Genomic DNA, 2,296 nt, shown 5'->3' with positions numbered 1-2,296 from the left:
GGGCCCCCCCCCCCGGCGCCGGGGGGGCGGGGCCGGCCGCCCGGGGCGCCGCGGCCTTGGGCGCCGGGCGGGCCCCGGCGGGGGGCGGCCGCGGCACGCGGCATCTCGATGTCGGCTGCGGCGCGGGCATGGCCGCCCAGCTCTCCGCGGCGCGCGGCGCGCGCGTCGCCGGCATCGACGCCGCCCCGGCGCTGCTCGAGATCGCGCGGGAGCGCACGCCCGCCGGCGATTTCCGCCAGGGCGACATCGAGGCGCTGCCCTTCGAGGACGACAGCTTCGACCTCGTCACCGGCTTCAACGCCTTCCAATACGCGGGCGACGCCGCCCAGGCGCTGCGCGAGGCGGGACGCGTCGCGAAGCCCGGCGGGATGATCGTCATCATGACCTGGGGCGAGCCGGCGGGGATGGAGGCGTCCGCGCTCGTCGCCGCGCTGAAGCCGTTGCTGCCGGCGCCGCCGCCCGGCGCCCCCGGCCCCTTCGCGCTGTCCGACGAGACGGCGCTGCGCAGCTTCGCCAAGGCGGGCGGGCTGACGCCGGGCGCCGTCTTCGACGTGGACACGCACTGGTCCTATCCCGACGAGGCCACGGCGCTGCGCGGACTGGGCTCGGCGGGCGTCGCCGTGCGGGCCGTCGAGCATACGGGCGCGGAGGCCTTCGTCGCCGCGCACCGTGCGGCGCTCTCGCCTTTCCGCCAGCCCGATGGCAGCTTTCGCATCGCCGCACGCTTCCGGTGCCTGGTCGCCACGCCGTGACAGGCCAGGCCGCGAGCTCCGCGCGGGAAGGGAGGTTGCGATGACGCTCGGGGTCATCGGCGCGGGCTTCGGCCGCACCGGCACGGATTCACTGCGCGAGGCGCTGAACATGCTGGGCTTCGGGCCCTGCCACCACATGTTCGAGGTCACCGAGAACCCGATCATGAAGGCGCGCTGGCGGGCCTTCATGCACAGTGGCGTCCCGGACTGGGAGGCGCTGTTCGAAGGCTACAAGTCCTGCGTGGACTGGCCCTCCGCGCATTACTGGCGCGAGCTGATCGCGATCCATCCGCAGGCGAAGGTCATCCTCACCTGGCGCAGCCCGGAAAGCTGGTGGACCAGCTTCGAGGCGACGATCCTGAAATTCGTCAGCACCACGACGGACCGCGAGTCCGTCGCCGTCCGCATCGTCGAGAAGGCCTTCGGCGACCGCGCGGGCGACCGCGATTTCATGATCGGGCGCTACGAGGCGCATGTGGCCGATGTCGTCGCGACGGTGCCGGCGGAGCGTCTTCTCGTCCATCGGCTGGGCGAGGGCTGGGAACCGCTCTGCGCGCATCTCGGCGTGCCGGTCCCGGCGGAGCCCTATCCGAGCCGGAACACCACCGCCGAGTTGCAGGCCAGGGTGTCGCTGCCGCCGCAGTAGGGCAACGGACAGCGAAGGAGAAGACTGACACGGATCGTGGCCATGCCCGTGCTGCGTCCGAGCGAGTGCGCCGACGGGCATGTGCGGCTGGCGATCGTGCGGTTGCCCGCGCGGTCCGGCGATGTGACCCTGCCCTGAACAGGGAGGGCCGCATGTGCTCGACGGCGGTGGCCGCGACCGACTTCGTCATCGCCTGACCGCGGCGCTGCGCCATGAAGGCGGCGCGCCGGCCTGCCCGTCGAGGGCCGAGAGAAGCGCGCCCGGTTCCGCGGCGAGACGGGCGCCGACCCCGGTGTCGGCGTCGCCATCGGCGGTTCAGCCGCGCTCCGGCGGGGCGGCGATCGCGGCCAGGGTGTGCTCGGCGATCATGCGTTCCTCATCCGTGCCGCGCACCAGCACGCGCACCGGCGCGCCATCGGGCGAGATCTCCGGCGCATTGGCCGCATTGCGCGCGGGATCGAGCGCGATGCCGAGGAAGCCGAGTCCCTCGCAGATGCGGCCGCGCAGGCCGCGCGCGTTCTCCCCGATGCCGGCGGTGAAGACCAGCGCGTCGAGCCCGCCGATGCAGGCGGCGAGTGCGGCGATCTCGCGCCGGACGCGATAGGCGAAGTAGCCGAGCGCGCGTTCCGCCCCCTCCCCGTCCGCGGCCTCGATCGCGCGCACGTCGTGGGAGATGCCGGACATGCCCTTGAGACCGCTGTCGTTGTAGAGCAGCCGCGCGACCTCGGCCGTGCTCATGCCCATCGCGTCGATCATGTGCAGCACCACGCCGGGATCGAGCTGGCCGCAGCGCGTGCCCATCGGCACGCCGTCCAGCGCGGTGAAGCCCATGCTGCTCGCCTGCGCGCGGCCGCCGGCGATGGCGCAGAGCGAGGCGCCGTTGCCGAGATGCGCGACC

Annotated in this window: 2 protein-coding genes and 1 pseudogene; 2 read left to right on the top strand and 1 reads right to left on the bottom strand. The window is 73.9% G+C overall.

Annotated features, from left to right (window positions below):
* Together AC1MIR_RS20295 and AC1MIR_RS20290 are read left to right on the top strand one after the other, a co-directional pair.
* A partial coding sequence (locus AC1MIR_RS20295) for a class I SAM-dependent methyltransferase (protein ID WP_480029995.1) occupies positions 1–752 on the top strand: 752 nt, incomplete at its 5' end.
* Between the two features lie 40 nt (positions 753–792).
* Positions 793–1,398, top strand: coding sequence for a sulfotransferase family protein (locus AC1MIR_RS20290; protein WP_480029994.1), 606 nt, complete (start codon positions 793–795; stop codon positions 1,396–1,398).
* A gap of 315 nt (positions 1,399–1,713) precedes the next feature.
* Here AC1MIR_RS20290 and AC1MIR_RS20285 read toward each other — a convergent pair.
* Positions 1,714–2,296, bottom strand: a pseudogene (locus AC1MIR_RS20285) (acetate/propionate family kinase); the annotation flags it as partial.

The organism is Falsiroseomonas sp. RANM36 (assembly GCF_056682175.1).
Note: the sequence above shows the minus strand (reverse complement) of the source record. Positions and strands in the feature narration are given on the sequence as shown.